19 protein-coding genes are annotated in these 24312 nt (G+C 60.6%); 6 read left to right on the forward strand and 13 right to left on the reverse strand.

Going from position 1 to position 24312, the window contains the following annotated elements; genetic code table 11:
• Nucleotide 1: 1 nt before the first annotated feature.
• The gene (folP, locus tag QFX05_RS08155; RefSeq protein WP_279742225.1) at nt 2–961 is read right to left on the reverse strand and encodes a dihydropteroate synthase; all 960 of its coding nucleotides are present in this window, start codon (nt 959–961) and stop codon (nt 2–4) included.
• 236 nt (nt 962–1197) lie between these two features.
• Here folP and QFX05_RS08160 point away from each other — a divergent pair, with 236 nt between their 5' ends.
• The gene (locus QFX05_RS08160) at nt 1198–1398 is read left to right on the forward strand and encodes a hypothetical protein (protein WP_280925884.1); all 201 of its coding nucleotides are present in this window, start codon (nt 1198–1200) and stop codon (nt 1396–1398) included.
• A gap of 149 nt (nt 1399–1547) precedes the next feature.
• Here QFX05_RS08160 and folE read toward each other — a convergent pair whose 3' ends face one another.
• The 6 genes from folE to ppa all read right to left on the reverse strand — a co-directional run bounded on the left by folE (nt 1548) and on the right by ppa (nt 7567).
• Nucleotides 1548–2132 carry a GTP cyclohydrolase I FolE gene (gene folE, locus QFX05_RS08165; RefSeq protein ID WP_005504347.1) on the reverse strand — a complete coding sequence of 195 codons (585 nt, stop codon included), beginning with the start codon at nt 2130–2132 and terminating at the stop codon, nt 1548–1550.
• Entirely contained in the window at nt 2119–4323 is a 2205-nt protein-coding gene (gene ftsH, locus QFX05_RS08170) for an ATP-dependent zinc metalloprotease FtsH (protein WP_348635939.1), read from the reverse strand. The genes folE and ftsH overlap by 14 nt, the downstream gene beginning before the upstream one ends.
• A gap of 363 nt (nt 4324–4686) precedes the next feature.
• Nucleotides 4687–5238: a hypoxanthine phosphoribosyltransferase gene (gene hpt / locus QFX05_RS08175; protein ID WP_279742227.1), complete on the reverse strand. Its 552-nt coding sequence runs from the start codon at nt 5236–5238 to the stop codon at nt 4687–4689.
• A gap of 181 nt (nt 5239–5419) precedes the next feature.
• The gene (gene tilS / locus QFX05_RS08180) at nt 5420–6553 is read right to left on the reverse strand and encodes a tRNA lysidine(34) synthetase TilS (RefSeq protein ID WP_279742228.1); all 1134 of its coding nucleotides are present in this window, start codon (nt 6551–6553) and stop codon (nt 5420–5422) included.
• 31 nt (nt 6554–6584) lie between these two features.
• Nucleotides 6585–6809, reverse strand: a complete 225-nt coding sequence (locus tag QFX05_RS08185; protein ID WP_279742229.1) for a helix-turn-helix transcriptional regulator — start codon at nt 6807–6809, stop codon at nt 6585–6587.
• Nucleotides 6810–7081: 272 nt separating this feature from the next.
• Complete coding sequence (gene ppa / locus QFX05_RS08190) at nt 7082–7567, reverse strand: inorganic diphosphatase (RefSeq protein ID WP_279742230.1); 486 nt, start codon at nt 7565–7567, stop codon at nt 7082–7084.
• 305 nt (nt 7568–7872) lie between these two features.
• Here ppa and dacB point away from each other — a divergent pair, with 305 nt between their 5' ends.
• From dacB to QFX05_RS08215, 5 genes are all read left to right on the forward strand, one after another.
• On the forward strand, nt 7873–9411 hold the full coding sequence (gene dacB, locus QFX05_RS08195) for a D-alanyl-D-alanine carboxypeptidase/D-alanyl-D-alanine endopeptidase (RefSeq protein ID WP_279742231.1): 1539 nt from the start codon (nt 7873–7875) through the stop codon (nt 9409–9411).
• 212 nt (nt 9412–9623) lie between these two features.
• Complete coding sequence (locus QFX05_RS08200; protein ID WP_279742232.1) at nt 9624–12698, forward strand: DEAD/DEAH box helicase; 3075 nt, start codon at nt 9624–9626, stop codon at nt 12696–12698.
• 591 nt (nt 12699–13289) lie between these two features.
• The gene (locus tag QFX05_RS08205; RefSeq protein ID WP_279742233.1) at nt 13290–14531 is read left to right on the forward strand and encodes an MFS transporter; all 1242 of its coding nucleotides are present in this window, start codon (nt 13290–13292) and stop codon (nt 14529–14531) included.
• 241 nt (nt 14532–14772) lie between these two features.
• Nucleotides 14773–15393, forward strand: a complete 621-nt coding sequence (locus QFX05_RS08210) for a recombinase RecJ (RefSeq protein ID WP_279742234.1) — start codon at nt 14773–14775, stop codon at nt 15391–15393.
• 194 nt (nt 15394–15587) lie between these two features.
• Nucleotides 15588–16319, forward strand: a complete 732-nt coding sequence (locus QFX05_RS08215; protein WP_279742235.1) for a metal-dependent transcriptional regulator — start codon at nt 15588–15590, stop codon at nt 16317–16319.
• 87 nt (nt 16320–16406) lie between these two features.
• Here the strand turns inward: QFX05_RS08215 and QFX05_RS08220 are convergent, their stop codons facing one another.
• From QFX05_RS08220 to QFX05_RS08245, 6 genes are all read right to left on the reverse strand, one after another.
• Nucleotides 16407–17291, reverse strand: coding sequence for a metal ABC transporter permease (locus tag QFX05_RS08220; protein ID WP_279742236.1), 885 nt, complete (start codon nt 17289–17291; stop codon nt 16407–16409).
• A complete protein-coding gene (locus tag QFX05_RS08225; protein WP_279742237.1) occupies nt 17292–18110 on the reverse strand; it encodes a metal ABC transporter ATP-binding protein in 819 nt (272 codons plus the stop codon). It abuts the gene before it with no gap.
• Between the two features lie 212 nt (nt 18111–18322).
• Nucleotides 18323–19285 carry a metal ABC transporter substrate-binding protein gene (locus QFX05_RS08230; RefSeq protein ID WP_279742238.1) on the reverse strand — a complete coding sequence of 321 codons (963 nt, stop codon included), beginning with the start codon at nt 19283–19285 and terminating at the stop codon, nt 18323–18325.
• 323 nt (nt 19286–19608) lie between these two features.
• Nucleotides 19609–20409 carry an exodeoxyribonuclease III gene (locus QFX05_RS08235; protein WP_279742239.1) on the reverse strand — a complete coding sequence of 267 codons (801 nt, stop codon included), beginning with the start codon at nt 20407–20409 and terminating at the stop codon, nt 19609–19611.
• Nucleotides 20410–21267: 858 nt separating this feature from the next.
• Nucleotides 21268–22263, reverse strand: coding sequence for a bile acid:sodium symporter family protein (locus QFX05_RS08240; RefSeq protein WP_414628303.1), 996 nt, complete (start codon nt 22261–22263; stop codon nt 21268–21270).
• A gap of 247 nt (nt 22264–22510) precedes the next feature.
• Nucleotides 22511–24157 (reverse strand): M48 family metallopeptidase, encoded by a 1647-nt coding sequence (locus tag QFX05_RS08245; protein ID WP_279742241.1) that lies wholly within the window; start codon nt 24155–24157, stop codon nt 22511–22513.
• Nucleotides 24158–24312: the final 155 nt, after the last annotated feature.

A 24312-nucleotide genomic window follows, 5' to 3' on the forward strand; every position in this document is an offset into this window, starting at 1 on the left:
ATTAGCTGACAGAGCGCAGCGCGGAGGCGACCGTCACCGCATCCACGCTGGCGGGCACGTCGTGCACGCGCACCGCCCACACCCCGCGCGCCGCCACCAGGGCGGTCACCGCCGCAGAAGCTGCGGCACGATGCTGAGACGGGCGCGGCTCCGACAGCGACTGCCACAGTTCACGTTCAGCCTCACCCGCATCGGTTGCGGTGAAACCGCTCGCATTCAGGCGCTCAGCCAGCGCCATATCCGCCGCGGTCAGGGCGTTCGCAATAAAACGCTTGCGGGAACCGGCAATGAGCAAGCGGTGGCCCAGGTGGTGCAGCTCATCAATAGCGGCGAGCAGCTCCCAGTCCTGCATGCCACCCTTAGCGAAGCCCAGACCCGGGTCAAGAATCAGGTTCTGCGGCAGCACACCGGCGGCAAGGAAACGCTCACGCAGGCCGGTCAGCTCCTCCACAACCTCGGTGACCACGCCGCGCGGGTACTCCGCCAGGCTGTTCATGGTCTGGGAGGTGCCGCGGGCGTGCATGAGGATGTACGGCACCTGCAGTTCGGCGGCGGTTTTAATCATTTCATCGCTCACGTTCAGACCGGACACATCGTTGATGATGTGTGCACCCGCGGCGATGGCGGCGCGGGCGGTCTGCGGGTTCATGGTGTCCACGCTAATGGTGGTGCCCATCTGCGCGACTGCCTCAATAACGGGCAGGATGCGGCGATGCTCCTCCTCCACACTGATGCGGATTGCACCGGGGCGGGTGGACTCGCCGCCAATATCGATAATGGAGGCGCCCTCAGCGATCATGCGGGCGGCGTGGGCGATAGCATCGGTGGCGGCATAGTGCTGTCCGCCGTCACTGAAGGAGTCGGGGGTGACGTTGAGGATGCCCATCACGAGGGTGCGTTCAGCAGCGAGCGCATCGCAGGGCAGAGAGGCTACACGAGTGGTGTGTGTGGATTCAGTCATAAATTTATCGTACCGAATCTGCGGTGCTCCCATGTGTGCCGCTGTGATTGGAAGCGCTATTTGGGCGGGGGTCGGGACACCGACGGGGCGATTCTGGTGACACGACATGCAATATTTGCATTACAGATACCTATTTAAGGGTATGCTGGGAGAGCACGCATACCGCACCGGGCACATTCCTAGTCGGCAGCGCGCCCCCCACACATACATACTCTAGGAAGTGACTCATTGTGAATATGAAGACTGGAGCTTGGATCCTCTCCCTGGTGGCTCTTGCCGCGCTGGTGACTATTGTGCTCGCTGAAAATGCTCCCGCCGTGCGTTGGATTGCTTTCGGCACCGCAACCAGTTGCGGTTTCATTGCCCTGGGCTTGATCGTAACGCTTGTCCTGGGTTGGGATGATCCGAGCGAGGCGAAGGATAGCCTGCAGCGTTAGTGGCGGGCTCTTCTAGCTTCTGAGGCATAGTATTCACTGCACCGCCGTTCAGGAGGCGACAGCTCACAACACACTCTCGGAGCACTTTGGCGATGCGAAAAGGGGCGGAGGTTTTCACCTCCGCCCCTTTTAACGTGTCTAGAGTGCGCTTAGCGCTGCGAGAAAATCAGGCTCATCGCCTCCGCACGGGTTGCGCCATTCATCAGCGCACCGCGTACCGCGCTGGTCACGGTCTTCGCGCCCGGCTTACGCACACCGCGCATTGACATGCACATGTGCTCAGCCTCAATCACCACAATCGCGCCGCGCGGGTTCAGGTGCTCCTCGAGAGCCTCCACCACCTGCGTGGTCAGACGCTCCTGCACCTGCGGGCGGCGAGCGTACATATCCACCACGCGGGCAAGCTTGCTCAGACCGGTCACCTTACCGTCCGGACCGGGAATGTAACCCACATGCGCCACACCGTGGAAAGGTACCAGGTGGTGCTCACAGGTGGAGTAGAACGGAATGTCCTTCACCAACACCATCTCAGAGTGGGCAATGTCGAAGGTCGTACCCAGAATCTCGCCAGCGTCCTGGTGCAAGCCCGAGAAGAACTCCGCGTAGGCGCGCGCAACACGTGCCGGGGTCTGCTGCAGACCGTCACGGTCCGGGTCCTCCCCAATCGCGAGCAGAATCTCACGGACGGCAGCCTCAATACGCGGCTGGTCGACGGCGTTCTTAGCCTCGCTCATTCTCTTCTCCATTCTGGTTCGGGGTGCCGTTCTCCGGGCGCTGCGCCGGAGGCACAGGGTAGTTCGGGTACTGCTGGGTGGGCATTGCGACGGTCGGGTCGGCATCCGGGTTGGTGACCGGCGGCTGTACGGGTGCCTGCTGTGCAGGTGCAGCCGGTGCTACAGGAACAGTAGGTGCCGTAGCAGGAGCTGCCGGTGCAGTAACAGGTGCTTCCTCAGCCTTTTCAGCTTCCTTCGCCAGCTCGCTCGGTGCCTTCACCGGCGGGATGTCGGTGCGCTCGCGGGTCAGCTTGGAGTACCAGTACTCACGCTCGGGGCGCTTGCGAACATCCTTGAAGATTTCGGCAATCTCGTTCTCGAGCAGGGTTTCCTTCTCGAGCAGGGCGAAGGCGAGGCGGTCTAGAACATCACGGTTTTCCAACAGAATCTGGAATGCCTCATCGTGTGCCTGCTCCAGCAGGGCGCGAATCTCAGTGTCGACCTTTGCCGCGGTTGCATCAGAGTAGTTGCGTGCCGAAGCGCCGCCGCCGCCGAGGAACGGTTCGGTATCTTCGCCGCCGAGCTTCACGGAACCAATCACGGCACTCATACCGTAGTCGGTAACCATCTTGCGGGCGGTGTCGGTCGCCTTCTGAATGTCGTTAGAAGCACCGGTGGACGGGTCGTGGAAGACAATTTCCTCAGCCGCACGGCCACCCATCGCGTACGCCATCTGGTCGAGCAGTTCGTGGCGGGTCGTGGAGTACTTGTCATCCTGCGGCATGACCATGGTGTAACCCAGGGCGCGACCACGCGGAAGAATAGTAATCTTCGTGACCGGCGCGGAGTTACGCAGTGCCGCCGCGACCAGGGCGTGACCGCCCTCGTGGTATGCGGTGACCTTACGTTCGTGCTCGTTCATGATGCGCGAGGAACGCTGCGGACCAGCCATGACGCGGTCAATCGCCTCGTCGATAGCGCGGTCGTCAATCACGTTACCGTTATCACGGGCGGTCAGCAGAGCCGCCTCGTTCATGACGTTCGCCAGGTCAGCGCCGGTGAAGCCGGGGGTACGCTTCGCGACCTGAGCCAGGTCAACAGTGTTAGCGATCGGCTTGCCTGCCGCGTGAACGCGCAGGATGTGTTCGCGGCCCTGCATGTCGGGTGCGTCCACACCAATCTGGCGGTCAAAACGACCAGGACGCAGCAACGCCGGGTCCAGAACATCAGGTCGGTTCGTTGCCGCAATGACGATGACGTTCGAGTTACCGTCAAAGCCGTCCATCTCAACCAGCATCTGGTTCAGGGTCTGCTCACGCTCATCATTACCGCCACCCATGCCGACGCCACGGCGGCGACCAACAGCATCAATCTCGTCGACGAAGACGATGGCGGCGGGGTCGCTCTTCGCTTCCTTGAATAGGTCGCGCACGCGGGACGCGCCCACACCTACGAACATTTCAACGAAGTCAGAGCCAGAAATCGAGTAGAACGGCACGCCAGCCTCGCCCGCCACAGCCTTGGCGAGCAGGGTCTTACCGGTGCCGGGAGGGCCGTACAACAGAACGCCCTTGGGGATCTTTGCACCCAGGCGGGTAAACTTTTCGGGTTCAGCCAGGAACTCGCGGACTTCTTCCAGTTCGGCGAGCGCTTCGTCCACACCGGCGACGTCGCTAAAACGTACCTCCGGCTTGTCCTTGGTAAACTTCTTCGCGCGGGACTTGGAGAAACTCATCACGGAGGAGCCGCCTCCGATTCGTCCCATCAGGAACCAGAAGAGCACACCAAAGAGCAGAATCGGCAACAGCAGGGACACCAGGGAGCCCAGGAAGCTGTGCTCAACCGGCTGGTCCGTGTAGCTTTCCAGCTCAGCGGATTCCATTGCCTTAGCAACTTCGTTGCCGCGGGGCTGCACATAGTAGAAGCGCACCGACTTACCGTAGTTGTCGTTGCCCTTCTTGTAGTCGTCCTTAAGCTGCAGCTCGACGCGCTGGTCGCCGTCGTAAATCTTTGCGCTCTTGACCTGATGGTCGTTGAGCAGCTGAAGACCGACGTTAGTGTCCACCTGACGCGAGGGCTGAGTGAAGAAGGAGGTCATGAGGAAACCCAGCATGACCACAATAGCTACACCCGGAAAGAACCAGGAACTATGAATCAGCTTCTTCAGGAAGGCCTCCGAGCCTTTCTGCGGAGTATTGGGGTTTTGCGCCAATGCTTTGTCCTTACGTTGCGGCTGTTACCCGTTGGGGTGCGGCCTGCTAGCCGGAACACCCTACGATGCAACCTTAAATGTACCCTACCTCAGCGAGCGGCTAGGTACCGGGCTTCTCTATTTCACCTGCGGGCTAAAGGGTTGTAGCACTCGGCGGGGCTGAAAGTGCATCTTCTTCGTCGGGTATTCGCGGCGGCTGGTATCTTTGGTAGCTAGTATCGCGGCAACGGTACGTCTGGGTGGCTGCGTCTCCCGCGTCCATCTCCGGATATATCCACAGTCGGGTACAGCAACGCCCCGCTCCCCCACAAACGTGAGGAAGCGGGGCGTCACCACCAACAGCATGGTTGCTGAGGTGAAGGCTTAGGAGTAAACGTGCGGGTGCAGGGTTGCGACACAGTCCAGGTTGCGGTACTTCTCAGCGAAGTCCAGGCCGTAACCAACAACGAACTCGGGCTCAATGTCCCAACCGACGTACTTGACGTCAACGTCAGCCTTGACAACCTTAGGCTTGCGCAGCAGGGTGCAAATCTCAACGGAAGCTGCGCCGCGAGAAATCAGGTTCTGCTGCAGCCATGCCAGGGTCAGGCCGGAGTCAATGATGTCTTCAACAATCAGGACGTTGCGGCCTACCAGGTCGGTATCCAGGTCCTTGAGGATACGCACAACACCTGAGGACTTGGTACCGGAACCATAAGAAGAAACAGCCATCCAGTCCATGGTGTAGTGGCCCTTGAGAGCACGGGAAAGGTCAGCCATAATCATGATGGCGCCTTTGAGAACACCCACCAACAGCACGTCCTTACCGGCGTAGTCCTCGTCGATGCGCGCCGCCAGTTCGGCGACCTTCGCATTAACCTCTTCCTTGCTGAAGAGAACGTTCTTAATATCGTCCTGCACGTCGATAGCCTGCACGATGTATTCCTTCGTATCTTTAGACGCTCTGCGTCTCCGCCGGAGCCCCAGGTACGGGGTTTCATACCTTCCCCCAGCGGACAATGTGGATGATGTTCGCCTTAAGTATGGCTTAAAACGGCGCCGCGGCGCACCTTACCAAGCAGACAGTGTGTGCTGAGGAGGCTCCGCGGGTACCTAGTTAGGGTCGAGTTGGCACTAATACGAGCACGTCCAGGCATTTACCAGTTGCTGGATGCACAATTTTGCGGCGACGGTACGCGCTTACGTGACCGGGCATCTGAACGGGTCCAGCTACCGCATATTCGGCGGTGAAAAAGTCCAGCGCCCGCAGTCGCTCGAAGCCCGGGTTCTCTCCCCCGGCGGCTTTACAGGCCGTCGCAAGCACACGCAAACGAAGCGCCGGATGCAGCGCCGCCACCTGCGCACGGTCCAGCAGCACGGCGTCCTCGCCTTCGATGCCGCGCACAGCGGTTCCGGCGGGTAGAATTGCCTGCTTGTAGGCTGCCTGTGCCCGTTCGTCGAGGTATTCGGCATCGGGGCCAGCTACGGAGGCGGTGCGCGCCAGGGAGCGGGCGACGTCCCCCCCGAGGTACTTCTCGAGGTAGGGCAGCACGCTGTGGCGGATGCGGGCACGCATGAGGGATTGGTCAGTGTTGGTCGGGTCAATCCAGGGCGTGAGGGTTTCGGCGTCGCAGATGTCGAGCATGTCGGTGCGGCGCAGGTCAAGGAAGGGTCGCAGGTAGATGACACCCTCTTCGACGCGTACAGGCGGCATGCCCGCTAGGGAGCGTGTGCCAGAGCCTCGGCTCAGGCCGAGCAGCACGGTTTCTGCCTGGTCGTCAAGGGTGTGGCCAAGCAGTACGGCACGGGCACCGGTCGCCTCGATGGCTCTCGCGAAGGCACTGTAGCGGGCGGTGCGTGCCGCCATTTCGGGGCCCATGTTACCGGCGGGAACCTGCACTTTTTCGGTGATGACGGGGTGAAGCCCCAGGTCGGCAAGGGTCTGCGCAGTCTGCGCGGCGATTGCGGCGGAGTCTTCTTGTAGGCCGTGGTCGACGATGATGGCGCCTACGCGTACGTCGCTGCGGCGGGCAAAGTGCGCGGCAATGGCTGCCAGCGCGAGGGAGTCGGGGCCGCCGCTGCAGGCGACCAGGAGCAAGGGTAGGTCGGCGGCGTCCGCGGTAGAGGCGGTGCGGGAGCGTCCGGTGGCTTTGATGCTTCCGGCGCCAAGGAGCTTTTCGAGGGCGGCGGCGAGGTGGCGGCGGGCAGTGCCGACGGCGGGGTGCAGGCGTCCTGCGCGTCCATTCTGCATGGTGGTTCCTTTATATAGGCGTGCGGGAGGGTTAGGTGAGGGGGTTCGCAATAGTCAGCTCGATGCCGAGCTCTTGGGCGACCTTGAGGACCGCACCAATTGATGGGCCGGGTAGCCCACGTTCAATATCACGGATCGTTTTATCGCTGATCCCAACCATCCACGCCAACTCCATTTGAGTGATTTTTTCGTACTTGCGTACGGCGCGAACCTGGGCACCAAATTCCTGCGCGAACCCCGTTGCGTCGAATGCCATGGGGTTTCCTCCTCACCGCTACAGAACCTCAATTTATACGAACTATTCTTCGTAATATGCCCATAATAGCACCCCAAGAATCTCTCTGAGGCTGTGATTCCGAAGAATAGTTCGGCTGCAAATGCTCTTCCCGGAACCTCCGAACACAATCAAGGAGTACAACAAAAAAAGGGGGCGTGCCCACCGCCTCCAGCACGCACGAAACTCGCACGAACCAGACACGGGGAACACGTCCCCTGACAAAAACCGGGTGCACCTAACGGTGCGGCAGCTTAGTGACCCTCAGCTGCGAAACGGTCGATAGCCTCCTGGACCATCTTCTCAGCAGCGGCCAGGTCTTCCCAGCCCTCGCCCTTAACCCACTTGCCGGGCTCCAGGTCCTTGTAACGCTCGAAGAAGTGCTGAATCTCAGCCTTCAGCTGTTCGGGAACATCAGCCAGGGACTTGATGTGGTTGTAACGCTTGTCGGTGGGAACGCACAGAACCTTAGCGTCGCCGCCAGCCTCATCGGTCATGTTGAACACAGCAACCGGGCGAGCCTCAACCAGCACGCCGGGAACAACATCAACGTCCAGGATCAGCATTGCGTCCAGCGGGTCGCCGTCCTCACCGAGGGTGTTCTCGAAGTAACCGTAAGCGGTGGGGTACTGCATGGAGGTGAACAGCACGCGGTCCAGGCGCAGGCGGCCGGTCTCGTGGTCCACTTCGTACTTCACACGGGAGCCGCGGGGAATTTCAATAGTGACATCGAGTTCCATCGGAACCTTCTTTCTCGTGAGTTAGAGTCACTTTCGCGGCGACTTCGGCGCGCAAGGTGCGAAAGTTAGGTGTTGAACTCACCCATTGTAACCCGTTCACGCACACCGAAACCGCGTATTCGGCACCAAAACCAGCGTAATTTACCACGCACACACCACCGTTAACGTTCCACCTAGTCCCACGCCCGCCACCGTGCCGGGCACCCCAGATAAGGTTCGTGAAGGTCAGCAAGAGCGCAGCATGAGCATCACGGCACCGGCACGTAAACTCGATAGGCACCCCATCCGCCCGCTATGCTCAAAAGATGCCTTCCAACAAGCACAACACCCAGAGCACCACCCTCACCCGCCGCGCCGCACTCACCCTCGGCGGCATGCTCCTCCTCACCGCCTGCGGATCCGCCGCGACCGAACAGAAACGCCCCGAAGGCTCCGCAAGCCCCACCGACAGCGCAACCGGCACCGCCAATGCAACCACTTCCGCCACTCCGAGCCCGGCTCTCGCCCCCGCACTGCCCGAGGCGGAGCAGGAGCAGCTACGCAATGCCCTCACCGCGCTCTTCGCGGACGGCACCTACCCGCACTACAGCCTGCTCGTCACCGACATGGACGGCAACCTGCCCAACATCAAAGCAGCCACCGCACCCGCCGACCTGTACGCCGCCAACGCCGACACCGCACGCGTGCCCGCCTCCACTTTTAAGGTGCTGACGCTATTCGCGCTCAGCCACTACGCTAACCTGCAGGCGCGCCTACGCACCCGCGTCACCCGCGACACCGCCGGACTGTACCTCATGGCGGGTGGCGACACCCTGCTCGGTGCCGGGGCCTCCAACCCGAAGCAGATTGTGGGACGCGCAGGCCTGGGCACCCTCGCTGAGCTGACTGTGAAGGCGCTCCTGCAGGGTGAGAAACCTGCCGCGGCGCTACCCGTCTACTTTGACGGCACCTTCTTTAGCGGCCCCGGCGTGAACCCTGGCTGGGATACTGCCGACCTGGCATCCGGCCAGATCACTCCCATTCACCCGATTGCGCTCGAATCGCACACGGTGCCGGGCAAGTCGACCCCAAGCAATCCGGTACGCCCGGACGATGCGGCAGTTGCAGCGCAGCAGGCGTTCGTGGATGCACTCAACACCGCCGGCAAGGAGTCCGGCCTGAGCTTCACCCTGGCTGAGCGCCGTACCGCCCCCGCAGAGGCGGTTGAAATCGCTGCGGTCGAATCGGCAACCCTGCTGGAGCAGGCGCAGCACATGATGCTCGAATCCGATAACGCCCTGGCCGAGGTGCTCGGCCGTTGCGCTGCCATCGCCGCCGGTAAGGAAGGCAGCGGCGAAGCGGCACAGCAGACCGTACGCCAGGCACTCGTGGATGCCGGCGTGAACATCGAAAACCTGGTGCAGGCGGACGTGTGCGGCATGTCGTTGACGGACCGCGTGACCGCCCGAACCCTCGTGCAGGTTGTGGCACTCATGAACGCCGACGAGCACGCCGAGCAGCTTATGAGCACGTTCCCGGTCGCGGGCGTGAGCGGCACCCTGTCCGATCGTTTTGGTGCGGCGAACGCCGTGCCCGCACGCACCTTTGTGCGGGCGAAGACTGGCACCCTGTACACAGTGTCATCGTTGTGCGGTGTGGCAACCCGACCCGACGGAACCCGCCTGATTTTCGCGATTATTCTGAATGGTCTGGGCGGTTCGGATACACTACCCGCCGCGAAGGAACGCGTGGACGCCGCGGCGGCAGCGATTGCGAACCGCTCGACCTCGCCGAGTGCTTCTGCTGATCCCTCTGCGGTAGCACCGGCTGCTTCTACCGCGGCTACGGCGGGTACCGCCTCCTAACATGTGCACCCGGATAGCCCCGAAAGCCCTCTAAATCATTGCTTAAAGGTTGATTTTCTGTACTGTTTCACGTGAAACCTAAAAATCAACCTCTCGGGGCGAGGGGGTAGCACGGGGTACCGATAGACTCCTCCACCGGTGCTCTCGCCCACTCCCTGCGACGGGAGTTTTATATTCGCCTTGTTTCTCTCTCCTCCAGCAGAAAAGTCACCATGGACCTTACCTTCACCCTCGCTGATCTGACCGCCACCTCCGCATGCGAGCTGCGGCTCTACACCGAGCTTCGGGAATGCGCGCAGAAGCAGTCAGCCCTCCCCCCTGAGAAGTCCGAGCGTGCCCGCGAAGCGTACCGCGAGTGTCTACGAGTGCTGACCGAAGGTGGCATGGTCAGCAGTGGAGTAGTCGGCAGTGAGCACGCAGGCGGCACAGCACGCTCGGTGTCCCTGGTGGCGACCTCTGAGGAGGGGCTGACCTACACGGTGGAGCTTGACCGCCTGGAATGCCCAACCGCGGACAGCGCCGCGCGAATCATCTGCACCCCGCACCCGAGTGAGGCGGCGCATCGTGCGCTACTGCGCGGTGCCCTGGCGGCGCACCTGCTGACCGCCGGTACCGTCGAGAGCACTACCGAGAGTGCTAAGAACGCGGTGCGCCTCGATCTCTATCTAGAGCACGAAAATGAGTCCAAATCAGAGCCCGCTGAGCCCACCGAACATACTGCGCACTCCTCCCCCACTGGTCAACCTCACCGGGTTGATTCGGCGCGTATTCTGCCGCTGATTCGCCTGCAGGAGCAGCGCCTCCTACTACTCACCCAGGCACTGAACGAGGGTTTAGAACCGGCGGAACTTGCCCAGCACATCCCATATTTACTGACCTGCGGCGAATGCCCGGCCTGCCTGAACGCGGCGGCACCTCTTGCCCTCGCGACCGACACCCCGGAGCTCGTCACCGAAGACACTGCCGAAAACCCTGAAACTGAGGAGCATCCGGCCATGTACCGAGTGCCCGCCGCAGTCGAGAACGACAGCGAACAGTACCGCCTGCAGTGCCTACTAGATGCCCAGCTCGCCTCCCTCGAAGAGCACGCGGCGGAGCACGGCTGGGGTGCCGGTGAACTTGAGGCGGCGATGCTACTGTCCATGACGAATTATCACCGCCGTGAGCGCGCCCCGTTCTGGCGTGAACACATTCGCCGTCTGGAGGACGGCCCGACGGCGTGGGTGGCGAGCCGCGATTACGCGTACCTTGATCGGGTGCAGGTGCTTTCGGCGGAGCATGCGCATGCTCTTCTGAATGCCCCCGCAGACCTGGAGGCGCTTGCCGCCGCCATGAAGGAGTCCACCGAGGTTGAGGACGCCCCCGGCTGGTATCGTGTGCGCGGGGCACAGGTGCGCCTGCTGCGTGCGCGAATTGAGGCTGACCCGAGCCTGGTGATTGCGCCCTCTGACCGTGCGGTTTTTTGTGCGTATGAGGCGGGGTTGAGCCCGCAGATTGCGCTGGACCGTATGGAGTCGCAGCTGAATTATTTCCGTGCGTCGAATCCGGGTGAGCGTATGCCCACCGAGTTGGCGGCGACGGGTTTCTTTGGCATGCGTGTTCTGGCGGTGGCGCAGGGCGGTTTTGGTGCCGGATCTGAGGGTTCTGCGGACCCCGCAGAGGCTACCGCAGAGGCTGTCGAAGAGTCGCCTGGCAAGTTCTTGGAGGTGCTTCTGCAGGAGCGCATCCGCGTGAAGGATGAGCCGCACGGCGCCCTGCCTTCGGGTATTGGTCCTGGTGATCCGGTGTCTACGGCGACGATTGAGACGGCTCTGCAGTCTGATGTGCACGGACTGCTTTTCAACGGTGCCCTCATGCCTAGCGCGCTGATATCTGACCTCCCCACATCCGGTGAAGATTCTGAGCCTTCCGATGCCCCCGCTTCGTCCCGCGCCCTGCCGAGCGTACTCGATGCGGCGGCTTCGCTGACGGGGGTACAGAGCGCCTCCGCGGATTTGCTGTTCCGCCGCGCACCGCGCCTAAAGAAGGGCGCCTCGAACGCCAAAAATGCAGAAAATCTACCCCTTGAGGTTGATTTTTCCGCCTCTGACCTGCCCACGGTGGATGCCGTGCACGCGGCGGTTCGCGCTCTCGACCACTCCTATGTGGCGGTTCAGGGCCCTCCCGGTGCGGGCAAGACTTTCCTCGCCTCGCATGTGATTGCGCGCCTGGTGGCGGAGGGCGCGAAGGTGGGCGTGGTGGCTCAGTCGCATGCGGTGATTGAGAATCTTATGTTGGCGTGCTACGCCCGTGATGGTTTTGATGTTTCACGTGCGGTGCGTCTGCGCGGCAAGTCAGTAACCCCGGATGCTCCGTGGTCTGAGGTGTCTGATTCTGAGCTGGTGGAGCTGATTTCTGGTGCGGGTGGCCTGCTGTTTGGCGGCACGGTGTGGGATTACGTGAGTGAGCGTCGCGTGCCTGCCGGGTCGTTGGATGTGCTGGTGGTTGATGAGGCTGGCCAGTTCTCTCTGACGAATACGGTGGCGGCAGCTCGTGCGGCGCGTTCGGTGCTGCTGTTGGGCGATCCGCAGCAGTTGCCGCAGGTGTCGACAGGTGTGCATCCGTACCCGGTGGATGTTTCGGCGTTGGGTTGGTTGTCTGATGGTGCGGCGGCGTTGGATCCTCGTTGTGGCTATTTCTTGGGTGAGTCGTGGCGCATGGATTCGGCACTGTGCGAGCGGGTTTCGTGGCTGTCCTATGATGGCGCGTTGGCGAGCGCTGCGGCGACGGCTGGTCGTGCCCTGCAGGGCATTGAGCCGGGTGTGGTGTCGTATCCGGTGGAGCATGCGGGCTGTTCGGTGCGTTCTGTGCAGGAGGCGCAGGCGGTGGTGGATTGTGTGCGCGAGTTGTTGGGCCGTGAGTGGGTTCCGGCAGCTGGTGCTGCGCCGCGCCCGTTGGCGGCGGAGGATTGCATTGTGGTGGCGGCGTATAACGCACAGGTTGATTGTGTGCGTGAGGCGCTGATTGCGGCTGATTTGGCTGATTCTTCGGGTGCTGGCGTGCGTGTGGGTACGGTGGATAAGTTCCAGGGTCAGGAGGCTGCGGTGGTGTTGGTGTCGTTGGCGTCGTCGCGGGTTGATTCTGGGCGCGGTGCCGGGTTTGTGCTCTCGCCGAATCGTTTGAATGTGGCGGTGTCGCGCGGTCAGTGGCAGGCGGTGTTGGTGCATTCGCCGTGGGTGGCGCGTTCGGTGCCACAGGATGTTGAGGAGGTGCTGGCTCTGTCGGGCTTCGCGGGCCTGGTGGAGTAGTGCTCTTCTGCACTCCCCCGCCCCTGCCCGCTGCGTTGCGGGGCTGACCGGTGGCGGGCGTCTTTGGCGTGCCCGGAATCGGGTTCGGTTGGGTGGAAGCACCAAGAATAAGTTATAGTCAATCTAACCCTAATATCAATACTCAAAATGAGGAAAGTTTTTCAACATGAGTTCATGCATATGACTCATATCTCCACTATGATTTAAGACACCAACAGATGTTGGGGGTTGAGCTGAATCACTCAACCAAGATTCGATAGCCATAGATGACTATCTGTCGAAAGAAACACCAATGGAACTCGATATTCAGGATTTGATTACCTCATCCGAAGATGAGCCCAAGAAGTCGTGAATTCTTTTCTTGGATTGACACTTCAGGAAGTAGCGACCCTCGTCTAGGTTACGAGGAAGCTCATACAGATAAAGTTCCAGAGATAAATGCTGCAATATCTCCTATAGTCCTTATATCTGGATCACTTGCCGCATATGAAGGAATTAGTTATCTTGCCAAACTTAAGCCGCAAAGTTTAGGTAAATCAATACATCAAAATATGTTCGATTACAGTAATTCATACATAGTGGAGGTCCCCCATGAGTGTCAACACCGAGCTACTCAAGAATAGAGATTTTCGAAATACTCTCTTCGCCATTGGAGCCAACCAGCTCTCAGACTCGATGAGCTATATCACCACGCCCATCATTATTTTGGCGCTAACCGGCTCCCCCGAAGCTGCGAGTATCACCCTCTTCGTCGCGGGTGTTCTCGCCACCTGCGCCGGAGCAGTATCTGGAACGTGGGTCGATAGAATCGGCCCCTCAAAGTGCCTGGCACTGTCCTGTATCGGCCAGTCGCTGTCCTGGATAGCGATTCTTCTCTACCTCGTTTTCAACGTCACCAACATTTACATTTTGGTGATTACGATCTCTCTCGCCGCCATCATTTCCACCTTCGACTACCCGAGTGAACAGTCCATCATCACCCGCGTAGTCCCCAAGGAACACCTAGGGTACGCATCCGGTATGGGTGAGACGCGCGAGTCCACCGCCAACCTGCTGGGCGGCCCGGTCGCCGGCATCATTATCGGCTTCTCGACCGTGCTCATGACCGCAGTTCACGCGGTCGTCAACCTGCTGGCGTTCATCGTCGCACCCAAGAGCTACGGCGCTAGTCGGCAGCCCGCGGAAGAGGAGGAGAGCGAGAAAACCAGCTTCTGGCAGGACTCAAAAGCCGGTTTCGAGTACATCCTGAAAAACAAGGTGCTGGTGTCCATTGCGTTCGTTTCAACGCTTGCAAACTTTGGAACGGTCGGCATTCCGCTCACCTTCATCTACTACTACACCCTGGAGGGCGCACACCCGCTCTTCATCGGCATCTTTGCGAGCGCCTTCGGTGTGGGCGTGTTGCTTGGTTCGTTCCTGGTCGGCCCGCTGACCGAGAAGTTTGCGCTCGGCCCGCTCGGTATCACCTCCCTGGCTATCATGTCGGCCTGCTACCTGTTGCTGCCGGTGGTTCATTCGATGCTGTGGGCGGTGTGCCTGCTGATTGTGTTGGCGGGTATTGTGCTTCCCTCCTTCAATTCGAGCATCATTGCGTACATTAACGCATCCACCCCGGAGCATATGATCGGTCGCGTGCACTCGGTGCAGGGCATCCCGAACATGGCGCTGACCCCGCTGGCTGTTCTGCTGGCAGGCTTCCTCATTGTTGATTGGGGCATTACGTACACGGCACTGTTCTACGCGGTGTTCATTTTCCTGTCGCTGGTGGTGATGGTATTCCAGAAGCCGCTACGTCAGCTGCCCCATATCTCGCAGGTAACGAACGCACAGTAGTTCCACGATAGCCCCGTCTATCAACTCCACTCAACACCCCCGAAAGCGAATAATTCAACGTGCACTTGCATGAAAATTATTTTCCTTTCGGGGGTGTTCTACGTCCTTTTGAGGATTTCTGCACACAGTGCACGCTTACAATAATTCCCCTTATCAATGCGCATTTTTGGGGTTTTAAATGTTGCCGGTATTACGGCGAACCTTACGCCGCTTGTTGAAGGTTTTACGGCATAATAGGAAGGTGTTCGTTCTAACCTTCATTCAACGTTCCGCACAGCACTCACTCACTGCACTGTCGGACGAACTCGCAAAGCTCAACCCGCGTGTTGCCTTCGCCCAGACATACCCTGACGAAATTCAGGGCGCTTTCGACCGCGCCAGCGACGCACTACACGCGGCGCTCATTGCCGCGCGCGATAACGGCTTCTGGGTCGGCATCGGAATCGGCGAGCTCAACATCCCCCGATTCGCAGGCGCACTCGGCGCCGTCAGCACCACCGATTGCACCGGCGATGCCCTCGAATTCTCACGCCTCGCCGTCGAAGAAGCACAGGGAGGTGCACCCGTACGCTGCATCAGCATCAGCGCCGATAACCGCCACCTTGCCGACCTTGCCGCAGGCTCCGCACGTCTGCTCTACCGCGTATGCGCCGACCGCACCGAAGCCGAATGGCGCGTGGTAAACCTGCTCGTACCCGGCGTGCGCGGCCAGCAGAAAGCAGCCGCAACCGCACTCGGCATCACTACCCAGGCGGTCAGCCGTGCCCTCGTCCGCTCCCTCTGGCATGAGGAGCAGGCGGCACGCGGTGCGCTCATCGAACTACTGACCCGTATTGACCGTTCGCGCCGCCGCGCCACCTAACGCCGCCGCGCATCCCTCATTCTTTTCGCGCCTGCCAGCCTTTCGTACCTGTCAGCGCAGAATCGAACACCTGATCCCGCCCGTGATGGTCGCCCCCTGCCAGGGCTGAACCGCCGGGCGGGATGCTCTTTAAGCCCGCACTGAATACCCTGCAACTCGACGGGCAAAACCAGAGAAAAGGTAAACTTATCTTTATGCCTCTCTCAGAACTTTCCGTCAGCACCCAGAACTACCTCAAGGAAATCTGGAGCCTCGAAGAATGGACCCAAACCCCTGCCACCGCATCCGCCCTGGCAGAGCGCATGGGCCTGCGCATTTCTTCGGTATCTGACGGCCTTAAGCGCCTGGCTGCCGCCGATCTGATTGAGCATCAGCCCTACGGCGCCATTGAGCTCACTGAAACCGGCCGCTCCTACGCGCTGGCGATGATTCGCCGCCACCGCCTCATTGAGACATTCCTGGTTGAGACTCTCGGCTACACCTGGGACCGTGTGCACGACGAGGCGGAGGTTCTGGAGCACGCGGTATCCGACTTCATGGTGGACCGCATCGACACCCTGCTGGGACACCCGACCCGCGACCCGCATGGCGACCCGATCCCGGACGCTTCAGGGCATATTAGTTTTCCGCAGACCGTGCCGCTGAGCCAATGCGAACCCGGCGAAACGGTCGTGCTCGAACGCATTAACGATGACGACCCACGCCTGCTGCGTTACCTGCAGGGCCAAGGTTTTGTGCCCGGCGTGCGCCTGCACATTGAGGAGGGTGCGCCCTTCTCTGAGGCGGTGAATGTGAGCGTGGTCGGTGCCGGTTCCGGCAACCTGCACGAGACGGACGCAGCCGGCGTGGTAAAGCCCGGCGGCACGATTATTCCGTTGGGTGCGGAGGCGACCGCCTCCCTGTTCGTGTCCCGCACGGTGCGGTAGAAGCGCGACTAAACCTTCAGAAGACAGCAATAGGCGGAAAACCCCACGGTGAGACTTTCCGCCTATTGCTGTATGTGGTGAGCTTTCTTAGGAAGCTGACAGCTCAGTTTTCGTTGCAGCAGTGTTGAGCCGGCGGGCACGCATCCTGCCCAGCAGACCGTAGCGCGGGGCAAACACATACGCCAGGGCGAACAGCATACCCTGCGTAACAACCACGGCACCGCCGGGGGATACATCCGCGTGGTAGCTGACGTACAGACCGGTCAGCGTGCCCACCAGGGACACACCCACACTCACCAGAAGCATGGGCACAAACCGGTCAGTGACCAGGCGCGCGGTAGAGCCGGGGATGACGAGCATCGCCACGACCAGCACCACACCCACAATCTGCAGCGCCACCACAGAGGTCAGTGCCAGCATAATCAGCAGCAGCGCACCGAGCAGACGCGGACGCAACCCAACCGCCTGCGCGAAGCCCGGGTCGAAGGCGTACAGCACGAAGTCGCGGCGCTTGACCAGCAGCACGGTGGCAACCACCACCGCGAGGACGGCTACCTGCCAGACATCCGACCAGGACACGCCCAGCACGTTACCGAAGAGAATATGGTTCAGGTCGGTATTCGACGGCGTGACCGAAATCAACACCAGACCGAACGCGAAGAGGGTCGTGAACACGATGCCGATTGCGGCGTCTTCGCGCACGCGGCCGCTGCGCCGCACCCCGCCGATGAGCGCCACCGCCACGAGCGCGGCAATGACCGCACCCACCGCGAAGGGTGCACCGAAAATGTAGGCGAGCACCACGCCGGGCAGCACCGCATGCGAGATGGCGTCGCCCATGAGCGACCAGCCGAGCAGCACAAGCCAGCAGGAGAGCAGGGCGCAGACGGCGGCGGCAATGATGGTAACCACGAATGCGCGGAGCATGAAGGGCAGGGTCAGCGGCTCTACCAGAAAGTTGAGGATGTCCATTTAGTTCTTCCCTTCCGCAGAGCTGTTTGTAGTATTGCCGGAGGTAGTAGCTGTGGAGGCAGCGACCGGTGTGCCGGTGTCTACTTCCATGCCGAAGGCACGCACCAGGTTCTCGGGGGCGAGCACCTTCTCGGGGGTGTCGTGCATCAAAATCTCACCGCGCAGCAGCAGCGCCTCGTCGGCGAACTGGCGCAGGGTCGCTAAGTCGTGCGTGGAAACCAGCACGGTCGCACCCTCGTCGCGCAACTGTTCAATAACCTGAATGAGCATTGCCTCGCTACGCTTATCCACACCGGCGAAGGGCTCATCAAGCAGCAGCAGCTGGGCACCCTGGGCGATAGCGCGTGCCACGAAGGCGCGTTTACGCTGACCACCCGAGAGCGCCCCAATCTGACGGTCGGCAAGGTCGGTCAGTTCCACGCGGACAAGCGCCTCATCCACGGCGGCACGGTCTGCGGCACGCAGGCGGCGGGTGATGCCGAGGTTGCGGTAGCGCCCCATGCTGACGACCTCGCGCACGGAGATGGGGAAGGCCCAGTCGATTTCTTCGCTCTGCGGCACGTAGCTGACGAGTCCGGCACGGTGGTGGTGCGCGTTCTTGCCGCGGTTACCGCCGACGGACTGCCCGTCGAGAGTAATGCTGCCGGCATGCACGGGCACGACCCCCATGATGGCTTTGAAGAGGGTGGATTTGCCGGAGCCGTTCATACCGATCAGGCCGCAGATACCCCCGGTGTCCAGGGTGAAGGATGCGCCGGTGAGGGCGCGGACTGGCCCATAGTTCACGTGCACATTGTCGCAGCTGAGAAGAGTGCTCATTCCTTGTGTTCTTTCTGGTGGTCACCGTATGCGTGCGGCGGGTGTACTTGCTTATGTGGTAGTGAGTGGGTGCTGTGTGAGCGAGTGTTAACGACGTGGGAGGATCGGAGCCAAGAAGGCGACCGCCCCTCCTACCCTATCGGTGGTGTGGGATTTACCCGGGGTTTTCGATGCGGGGTTTGGCCCGGGTTTGACCCTGGTTTATACCGGGTTTAAGAGTTGCCCTTGAGGCCGGCCACGATGGTGCGTGCGTCGTAGCGGATCATGTCCAAGTAGGTGGGCACGGGGCCGTTCGCCTCGGAGAGCGAGTCCACGTAGAGCACGCCGCCGAATCGCGCACCGGTGGCGTCGGCTACCTGGCGCATCGGGTTATCGGAGACGGTGGATTCGCAGAACACGGCAGGCACCTGGTTCTGGCGCACGTAATCGATTGCGGAGGAAATCTGTGAGGGGGTCGCCTGCTGTTCGGAGTTGACCGCCCAAATGTACTTTTCCTTCAGGCCCGCGTCTGCCGCCAGGTAGGAGAAGGCGCCTTCGCAGGTGACGAGTGCGCGCTGGTTCTCGGGCAGGGTGGAGATTTCCTTGACAAGCTCGTCACGCACGCCCTGCAGCTGCTTCTTGTAGGCTTCGCCGCGGGACTTGTAGTCGGCGGCGTGGGTGGGGTCGAGGGCGCTAAATTCACGAATCATCACGTCCACGTACTTCTGTACGTTGCTGGGGCTCATCCAGGCGTGGGGGTTGGGCTTGCCTGCGTAGGCGTCCTCGGTAATAGAGATGGGCGTGACTCCCTCGGAGACGGTCACGTGCTTAGCGTTAGATTCTTCAACGAACTTGGCGAACCAGGATTCGAGGTTCAGGCCGTTGTCGAGCACCAGGTCAGCGGCGTGAGCCTTCTTCAGGTCGGAGGGGGTGGGCTCGTACTCGTGGATTTCAGCACCGGGCTTGGTGAGGGATTCGACATTCAGGTCATCGCCTGCCACGTTGCGGGCAATGTCTGCGAGCACGGTGAAGGTTGTGAGCACGGTCTTCTTGCCGTTGCTGCTCTTAGCGCCTTCGGCGGTGCTGGCGGTGTTACCGCAGCCGGTGAGCACGAGTAGCAGGGTGAGTGCGAGGGCGGCGCAGAGCGCCTGGACGAGGCGGCGTGCATTGCTGCCTGCGGGGGTGAGAGCATTCATGAGGCATCCTTCATTGGAAGTCACGCGTTTGAGCATGTGGCTGATATGTGGAATTTGTCGCGCCGGGACGATAGGGACACAGTTGTGTCTGCGCAGGCATCATGGTGCGCTTTTGCCTATCGTCCCGGGCGGAATTTAACAATAGTTCGGCAAGGCGAACTTTTCAACTAAGCCACACAGAAAACCCCAAAATATTGGCAGAAACACAGGGGTCGACGTGCAGAGACAGGCGCACAGAGAAAGAAGCACCTACAGATAGAGTAAGGAGGCGAGAGCCTCACTCTCGCCTCCTTGCCCCCCTGCAACAGGTATATGACGGTTATTTAGTCGGCAATCTCAACCACGACCGGCGTGTGGTCGCTCGCGCCCTCACCGGCGCGTTCCACCCTATCGATCCAGGCACATTCCACGCGTGCGGCAAGCGCGGGCGAGAACAGCTGAAAGTCAATGCGCATACCCTCATCCTTGGCGAAGCGGCCCGCCTGGTAGTCCCAGTAGGTGTACTCGCCGGGAGTGTGCGGGCGTACTACGTCCACCATGCCCTCATCGAGCAGGGCGGCGAAGGCACGGCGTTCAGGCTCGGAAACGTGGGTCAGCTCGTTACGCAGGAAGTAGTCAATGTCCCACACGTCGGTGTCTTCGGGGGCGACATTCCAGTCGCCGACCAGGGCGAGCTGCGACTGCGGGTTAGCGGCAAGTTCGTTGTGCACGTTCTGGCGCAGCGCCTCCATCCAGCGGAGCTTGTAGTCCATGTGCGGGTCGGTCAGGCCGCGGCCGTTAGGCACGTAGAGGCTCCAGACGCGCACGCCGCCGCAGGTCGCACCAATTGCGCGCGCCTCGAGCACTTCGGGTTCGCCGGGCTTGCCGAAGTGCGGCTGGTTGTCAAAGCCGCGCTGCACATCCTCAAGGCCCACGCGGGAGGCGATTGCCACGCCATTCCACTGATTCAGGCCAAAGTGCGCGACCTCGTAGCCCATGAATTCGAAGAGGTCGAAGGGGAAGGTTTCGTCCTTGGTTTTTGTTTCTTGCAGGGCGAGCACGTCAACATCGTGTTCGTCGAGCCAGTCTTCGACGCGGTTTTCGCGGGCGCGGATTGAGTTGATGTTCCAGGTGGCAATCTTCATGTCTTCTAGCTTAGCGGGTGCAGCGCAGACGCCTTTCAGTGTACGCAGGCGATTGTGTAGCGGCATGGGTACTCACAACCTGCCAGAACAGCGCCCCGCCCGCCTGCACAACCCATTGGGTCGCGCCGGCGGGCGGTGAATATATGCGCTAGTCAGCACTAAAAAGCTGGTCGGTATTACTCCTAGTCAACGACGGGAGTGTCCACAACCTTCAGGCCCCTATCGTCGTACGCATTGAGCATGTACAGGGAATCGGAGAAGTACAAGGGGTTGGCGGGGGTTCACCACGTCGGCTACACCGTCACCGTCACGGTCAATTTCGGGGTAGGCACGGAGCGTGCGAGATGCCCAGCGGTTTTCGGGCTTGGTATGTTCAGTCTTCTTGACTTAGGCACGCAACGGGCGGGGAGTGAATCTCAACCGTTCCCATGTGAGTCTAAATTCTTGCAAGCAAGATGCACATCTATATAACCCTCGACAAAATGTTTTAAGGCAAAAATTAGGGAGCTTGTGTCACTCAACACCCTATAGTGTTGATTGTCTCCCCGGTTACTTTTATGCAATGGAGTGAAAATAATCCACAGAAAACCAACCGACCAGTGCAAATACCATATTTTGCACATAAATGCACTAATTGGTGAATTTTTATCGGTACGCGCCATATCACTTCATAAACCGGTTGATACTATCCGAAGCACCTCCATTAAAACCCCTCATCCAAGGCTTATCTCACAGGATCAGAGGCCCCGAATAGCACCCGCCGGGCACCTACCAGAAGAACGCCCAATGAGCACTCCCCCGGCATCCACTTCTAACAGACACCCGGCGAACGCCCAGCAGATTAGCTTCAATCCCCTACTAAGATTCCTTCGCGGAGGCGGCACCCACCACATCCAGGCGCGCATAGCGGCCTGCAAGCCAGGTACAAATCATCAGTTGAACCTGATGGAAAATCATGATTGGCAGCATCATCAGGCCCAGCGAGCCCGCACCAAAAATAATGATTGCCATCGGCAGGCCAGCCGCCAGCGACTTCTTCGAACCACAGAACTGAATTGTAATGCGGTCGGCACGGTTAAAGCCCAGACGCTTAGCCAGCTGGTCAGTCAGCCACAGCATGAACACCACAATAATCGCCATGAGGACGACCAGCAGCGCGATCTGCCACCACTCCACGCGCGTCCACACACCCTGCACCACCGAAGCGGAGAACGCCGAATAGACGATCATCATGACCGAGAACTTATCCAGCCACTTGGTGGTCGGCTTCTTGGCGAACTCGCCCACCCAGCGGCGCGTCAGCTGGCCGAGCACGAACGGCAAGAATAGCTGAATAGCAATATCCAGGAAGACCGTTCCGGAGAACTCAATATGGCCCGTGTTCATCAGCAGCATGGCGAGCAGCGGGGTCGCCACCACACCCACAATCGAGGAGAGCGAGGCGCTCACAATCGCCGCCGCCACATTACCGCCCGCAATCGAAGTGAACGCGATTGACGCCTGCACAGTCGAGGGCACAAAGGTCAAGAACAGTATGCCCATGTACAGCCCATCACCAAGTACAAAACGCAGCGGTGAAAGCGCCAAACCAATCAGGGGGAACAGCACGAACGTGCAGCTCAAAATCATCAGGTGCAGACGCCAGTGGGTTAGGCCGCGAATGGCCTCCGTGGTGGAGAGGCGAGCGCCATACAGGTAGAACAGCAGGGCGACCGCGAACTTTGTTCCGGTGCTGAACCATTCTGCGAAGTCGCCGCGTGCCGGTACGATAATTGCGAGAATAACCGCGCTAATGAGCATGGTCAGTAGCGGGTCAAGCTTGATAGAGCGAAGGGATGAAAGCATGCTGACCATTCTAGACCTGTGTCTGTGTGCAGGTTCGGGAGTGCCGGGTGTATCTCAGCTGTAGGCGGGGTAGTTGAAGGTTACGGGCGTCTCATGCCAGGTAACCCGAATGGCTGTAGCAACCGGCTACGAGCCTGTGAGGAGGCGGTTAACGGCAGAACCCGTCGGGGCGCCTCAGGCACCCCGACGGGTTCGTGAAGGTTATTGAGCTGTGCGGCTCAGGCAGGCGCTTAGAGCGCACCCGGGCGGCTACTGGCTACTTCTTATCGCCGTCAAAGCCGTAACCGTACGGGCCGCCCTCAGAGGGGCCGCTACCGTACTGGCCGTAACCGTACTGTTCGGGAGCAGTCTGACCATTAGAAGATTGGCCGTTAGGCTGGCCATTAGAAGGCTGCTCAGGGGCGGGCTGGCCTGCGCCGTTCTGGGTTGCACCATTCTGGCCTGCGGCAGGCTGACCGAAGCCAGGCTGCTGACCGTACGCAGGCTGATTGGGTGCAGGCTGACCCGGTGCGGGCACCTGCGGGCCACCGGGAGCACCCGGTGCCGGAGCGCCACCGGCGGCAGCGTACGCATCCCAACGCTGGCCGTGGAAGGCACGAGCCTGCTCAGTGAGCCAGCCAGCGAACAGCGTAGCATTCGCATCGAACTCGGGGGCGTTCTCAGGCTTAGAGTACACATCCACGGTTTCCAGGGTGTGGTCTGCCCAAATGTCCTGGTGTTCACGCATGAACTCGGTGGACTGAATCGGATCGGGCCACATATGCACCGGCTCCGCCGCCGGGATCAGGACAGGAACGCGCGGTACGGTGTCCTTGACCGGGTTCTCAGTCGGGCGCCAGAACAGGCGGCCGGGCTGGGTGCGGTCACGCAGCGCATGCGCACGCCAGGTGAGGATGGGGTGGCTTGCTATGAGGTTCACATACCAGACGGCAAGGCCGCGGTCGGTGACGGCACGGTCGGCAAGCTCATCGAAGTTAACCTGCTTGTTCAGGTACTTACCTGCCGCAAGCACCTTGACAGCGCCCTCAGCACCCTCGGGGCAGAAACGGTAGCCGAAGTTGTCGGCGGTGTATTCCTGCGAGCGGGACAGTGCACTCGACAGCACCGGAATCTGGCTGAACAGCATAGTGAAAATCAGACGGAAATAACCGACGTGACCTGCGGCGATGTGGCCAACCTCGTGGCCAATAATGAAGCGTAGCGCCTGCGGGTCACGGGACTTACCGCCAATCTCGAACAGGTCAGAGTACAGGCAAATGTAGCGGCGGAAGCCGTGACCTGCCGCAAAAGCGTTCATGGTGCCGTTACCGAGAACAACGTACGCGTCCGGTACACGACGCAGACCTGCCGCCTCAGCTGCTTCGGCGAGCATCTGGTACGCCTCAGGGAACTGGGTGGGGGTGATGCGCACACCCCGCACACGCTGCTGCGCGTAGTAGATTGCACGAACGATGAAGATGGCAATCGGGCCCAGGAGGAGCAGGCTAACCGTCTGGAAAATTAGGTCTTCCATGCTTGCCGTGGTGCTACCGGAAGAAGGTACACGAACCGAGCCTTCACCGGTTGAGCTGAAGATGTAATGCATCATCGAGCTGAACAGGTCAGCCAGCGCCATGAACAGCACAATGTAGCCGACCGCGGTGACCGCGTAGGCGGCGACCAGCCACGGAATTTCGGAGGGGTGACGCAACGCGTGCAGCACTTTCGGTGGCAGCATCGACTGGTAGGCGAAGAGCTTCGGCTGGGGCAGGGGGCTGACCGGCTTCTGGCGCTCGTCTTCGGGGAGCCAGCCGGCGGAGAGGTCCTGCGGGAGGGGCTCACCGGGAGCGTGGAATGCCTGCTGGCCGGGCTGGGCGTTAAACTGCCCGCCAGTCTGCTGGTGGTTTTCAGGGGGTTGAGTCATGTCTCGTCTGCTTCGTATCGAGTGTTATCTGATTCCACTCTATCGTTTTTGGGTACTTACCAGTGAATGTGAATACGCTTTTTCTCATAGAATCCCCATTCGCGACGCTACGGTACATCACATCATCGGAATACACAGCGCCGGGGCACACAGCC

The organism is Rothia similimucilaginosa (genome assembly GCF_029850875.1).
GTDB lineage: Bacteria > Actinomycetota > Actinomycetes > Actinomycetales > Micrococcaceae > Rothia.

Bases quoted from the DNA above. Each gene is read 5' to 3' on its own strand.
- folP (WP_279742225.1), bottom strand. From the start codon at position 961: ATGACTGAATCCACACACACCACTCGTGTAGCCTCTCTGCCCTGCGAT.
- QFX05_RS08160 (WP_280925884.1), top strand. From the start codon at position 1,198: ATGAAGACTGGAGCTTGGATCCTCTCCCTGGTGGCTCTTGCCGCGCTG.
- folE (WP_005504347.1), bottom strand. From the start codon at position 2,132: ATGAGCGAGGCTAAGAACGCCGTCGACCAGCCGCGTATTGAGGCTGCC.
- tilS (WP_279742228.1), bottom strand. From the start codon at position 6,553: ATGCAGAATGGACGCGCAGGACGCCTGCACCCCGCCGTCGGCACTGCC.
- QFX05_RS08185 (WP_279742229.1), bottom strand. From the start codon at position 6,809: ATGGCATTCGACGCAACGGGGTTCGCGCAGGAATTTGGTGCCCAGGTT.
- ppa (WP_279742230.1), bottom strand. From the start codon at position 7,567: ATGGAACTCGATGTCACTATTGAAATTCCCCGCGGCTCCCGTGTGAAG.
- dacB (WP_279742231.1), top strand. From the start codon at position 7,873: ATGCCTTCCAACAAGCACAACACCCAGAGCACCACCCTCACCCGCCGC.
- QFX05_RS08200 (WP_279742232.1), top strand. From the start codon at position 9,624: ATGGACCTTACCTTCACCCTCGCTGATCTGACCGCCACCTCCGCATGC.
- QFX05_RS08205 (WP_279742233.1), top strand. From the start codon at position 13,290: ATGAGTGTCAACACCGAGCTACTCAAGAATAGAGATTTTCGAAATACT.
- QFX05_RS08215 (WP_279742235.1), top strand. From the start codon at position 15,588: ATGCCTCTCTCAGAACTTTCCGTCAGCACCCAGAACTACCTCAAGGAA.
- QFX05_RS08220 (WP_279742236.1), bottom strand. From the start codon at position 17,291: ATGGACATCCTCAACTTTCTGGTAGAGCCGCTGACCCTGCCCTTCATG.
- QFX05_RS08225 (WP_279742237.1), bottom strand. From the start codon at position 18,110: ATGAGCACTCTTCTCAGCTGCGACAATGTGCACGTGAACTATGGGCCA.
- QFX05_RS08230 (WP_279742238.1), bottom strand. From the start codon at position 19,285: ATGAATGCTCTCACCCCCGCAGGCAGCAATGCACGCCGCCTCGTCCAG.
- QFX05_RS08235 (WP_279742239.1), bottom strand. From the start codon at position 20,409: ATGAAGATTGCCACCTGGAACATCAACTCAATCCGCGCCCGCGAAAAC.
- QFX05_RS08240 (WP_414628303.1), bottom strand. From the start codon at position 22,263: ATGGTCAGCATGCTTTCATCCCTTCGCTCTATCAAGCTTGACCCGCTA.
- QFX05_RS08245 (WP_279742241.1), bottom strand. From the start codon at position 24,157: ATGACTCAACCCCCTGAAAACCACCAGCAGACTGGCGGGCAGTTTAAC.